The 2841-nt window shown below is 66.1% G+C and carries 4 protein-coding genes; 1 reads left to right on the top strand and 3 read right to left on the bottom strand.

Annotated features, from left to right (window positions below; genetic code table 11):
• From K678_RS17240 to K678_RS17235, 3 genes are all read right to left on the bottom strand, one after another.
• Nucleotides 1-354 (bottom strand): ArdC-like ssDNA-binding domain-containing protein (locus K678_RS17240; protein WP_231376286.1); only part of this gene is annotated, 354 nt, incomplete at its 3' end.
• The gene (locus tag K678_RS18875) at nucleotides 351-518 is read right to left on the bottom strand and encodes a hypothetical protein (RefSeq protein WP_155804601.1); all 168 of its coding nucleotides are present in this window, start codon (nucleotides 516-518) and stop codon (nucleotides 351-353) included. The genes K678_RS18875 and K678_RS17240, both read right to left, overlap by 4 nt.
• 13 nt (nucleotides 519-531) lie before the next feature.
• Nucleotides 532-2355, bottom strand: a complete 1824-nt coding sequence (locus K678_RS17235) for a type IV secretory system conjugative DNA transfer family protein (RefSeq protein ID WP_021133767.1) — start codon at nucleotides 2353-2355, stop codon at nucleotides 532-534.
• 195 nt (nucleotides 2356-2550) lie between these two features.
• Here K678_RS17235 and K678_RS17230 point away from each other — a divergent pair, with 195 nt between their 5' ends.
• A complete protein-coding gene (locus tag K678_RS17230; protein ID WP_021133766.1) occupies nucleotides 2551-2829 on the top strand; it encodes a hypothetical protein in 279 nt (92 codons plus the stop codon).
• The last annotated feature ends 12 nt before the right edge of the window (nucleotides 2830-2841 follow it).

Here is a 2841-nt window from a genome sequence, read left to right as displayed (position 1 = left end):
AATCCTGGGGTTGCCGTCTTGGTCCAGCACCGGCTTGCCGTCGGCATCCTTCAGCGTCTCCCGGGTGCTCCATTGCCAATATTCGATCGTGGCCGAGCGCTCGCCCTTCCTCACCTGAGCCCCGATTTCGAGGGCTTGGCGATAGGTCATCCAGCGCGGATCGGCCCGGCCCATCATCGACAGCCACAGATCGTTGATGCCGCGATAGGGCTTGGTGCTGACCGGGTTGAACGGGGCCGCGCCGATCTCTCCGGCCTTCCAGGGCTTTTGCCAGGGCGCGGTGCCCGCCTCGATGCGGCGGATGATTTCGCCGGCGATTTCGTCGCGATAGCTGATCTTGGTTTCGGCCATCATTCCGCCTCCTCGTCAAAGCGGCTTTCCTGCGCGGACTCGATGTCGAGGGCGTCGTCCTCGAACGCGGCCATCGCGTCGGCATCGTCGGGATCGACCGCCACCACCAGGCCGGTGGTGATCTGAACCGCGATCTGGTCGAGCGGGATTTTCGGATCAGGGGACATAGGGAGACTCCTTTCAGGGGGTGGAGGAGGATCGGGCGGCGGCGCGGATGCGATCCGCGAGGCCGGACGGCTCGGTGACGGGCACCGAGGGTTCGGAACTAGTTTCGTTTTCCCCGTCGTTGGCTTCGGCCCCGATTGGGGCGAGCTGCGAGCGCGCGAGCAGGGTGCGGTCGAGGAAATAGAGCGGCTGACGGCCGAGGATCGGGGGATGGCCCGCCACAAACACCAGCATCTCGCCGGGACGGACGATCCGGGCGGGATCGCGCCGCGATTTGACCGCCGCCTTAAGCCGCATGCATTCGTCGGGCGTCAGCAGCGGACGCGCCACTTCGGCAACGCTGTCGGTGACGGTGCCCGACAATGCCAGCGGCTTGCGCGAGCGGGTGCTGCGGGTCTGGACGATCGTGGTCTTGCCGCACAGATCGGACAGCACCCGGGCGGTGGCCACCTCGTTCGGCGCGTAGGCGACCCTTATATGGCAATTGCCGACGATCGAGTTTTCGCGGCCATAAGTGCCCTGAAGCTGGGTCAGATCCTGGATAATCAGGAAGGCCTTCAGCCCGTATCCGGCCATGAAGGCCAGCGCGCGCTCGAAGATCTCCAGCTTGCCGACGCTGGTGAACTCGTCGAGCATCAGCAGCAGGCGATAGCGGTAGTTGGGCGCGTCACCGCTCTGCATCAGACGGCGCAGAACGAGGTTCAGGATCACGCGCAGCAGCGGACGGAGACGGTCGATATCGGACGGCGGCACCACCAGATAGAGGCTGGCCGGGCACTCCCCGTTCATCAGATCGGAGAGGCGAAAATCCGACGCGGCGATGTTGCGCGCCACGATCGGATCGCGATAGAGCGACAGATCGACCTTCGACGAGGACTGAACGCCGGAGCGTTCCTGCGCCGCCCGGTCCATCATTTCCTGCCCGGCCGAGCGGATCAGCCGGGTGGTCGCCTCCGCCCCGGTCTCGAAGCGGATCATGTCGGTCAGCAGATGCTCCAGCCCGCCTTCGCCCGAGGCGGTCAGGATCGTATCGACATCGGTCAGGGTGGCGATGCGGCCCTGATCGGCGCGGACCTTATAGAGGGTGTAGAGGATCGCGGCGGTCAGCCAGGAGAAGCCGGACTTGGCCCAGAAATCGGCCAGCCCCTTGCCGTCGGGATCGATAATCATCGCCGCGATGTTCTGGGCATCGGCGATGGCGTGGTTGCCATCAATGCGGATTTCGGCCAGCGGGTTGAAGCGCAGCCCGCCGCTTTCCGCCGTCGGATCGAATTTCAGGATGCGCTGGCCCTGCGCCGCCCGCCACCCCGAGGTCAGCCGCCAGTTCTCGCCCTTGATGTCGAGCACCAGCACCGAGCCCGGCCAAGACAGCAAGGTCGGCAGCACCAGCCCGACGCCCTTGCCCGAGCGGGTCGGCGCGAACGCCAGCACATGCTCCGGCCCGTCATGGCGCAGCGTCCGGACCTTGCCGGTCAGCCCGGGCCAGCCGCCCACGACCACGCCCTTTTTGCCCATCAGACCGGTCTGCTTGACATCGGCCCGGGTCGCCCAGCGGGCCGAGCCGTGCAAGGTGGTGTCGTCGCGGCCGCCATGGGTGGTCCGCCCGCCGATCCGCGACGCCAGCGCCTGAAGCAGCACGATCAGGACGATCAGCGCGGCGGCAACGCCAAACAGACTCACGGTCAAAAACGGCGGAAACTGGTGGTAGGCGCGCAGGTAATCCTGCACCCAGAGCCACGAGGCGGCCTCAAGCGGATAGAAGCCGAACCCCACTTGCCAGACCAGGCCGGTGACGAACGCGACGATCAGCAGCGCGACCGGGAGCAGAAGCAGTCTCATCGCCCGGCCCTCCGGCGGAGGGGTTGAGGGTTATGGGCTCCGCCCATCCCCGCCAGGGGCACGGCCCCTGGACCCCGATCCAATTGATGCCGGTCCAGGGGGCGCGGCCCCCTGGTGGGTGTGGGCAACGCCCACGTCTTGCGGCCTTCGGCATGATATTCTGGCGGCAGAGTGCGGAATCGAGAGGAGCCCCCGATGACCAAGCCTCCCGCCCAACTTGATCCGGCCGACGACGCCCCGGAACTGACCGACGAGATGTTGGCGCGAGCCGATGTGTATGAAGGCGACGTGCTGATTCGCGCGGGCCGCCGCCCGACGGGGAGCGATCTGGCGAAGGTCGATGCCCACGTCATCCAACCCGAGGAATACGAAGAAATTCCCGAATGGACCGACGAGATGTTCGAGCAAGCCGACCTGTATGAGGGCGGCAAGCTGATCCAGCGGGGCAAGCCGAAAAAGAAGCCGGAGGATTGAGGGTTATGGGCT

The organism is Magnetospirillum fulvum MGU-K5, from assembly GCF_000442515.1.
Taxonomy (GTDB): domain Bacteria; phylum Pseudomonadota; class Alphaproteobacteria; order Rhodospirillales; family Magnetospirillaceae; genus Phaeospirillum; species Phaeospirillum fulvum_B.
The sequence above is the reverse complement of the archived record's forward strand: the minus strand, read 5'-3'. Positions and strand labels throughout refer to the sequence as shown.

Bases quoted from the DNA above. Each gene is read 5' to 3' on its own strand.
- K678_RS18875 (WP_155804601.1), bottom strand. From the start codon at position 518: ATGTCCCCTGATCCGAAAATCCCGCTCGACCAGATCGCGGTTCAGATC.
- K678_RS17230 (WP_021133766.1), top strand. From the start codon at position 2,551: ATGACCAAGCCTCCCGCCCAACTTGATCCGGCCGACGACGCCCCGGAA.
- K678_RS17235 (WP_021133767.1), bottom strand. From the start codon at position 2,355: ATGAGACTGCTTCTGCTCCCGGTCGCGCTGCTGATCGTCGCGTTCGTC.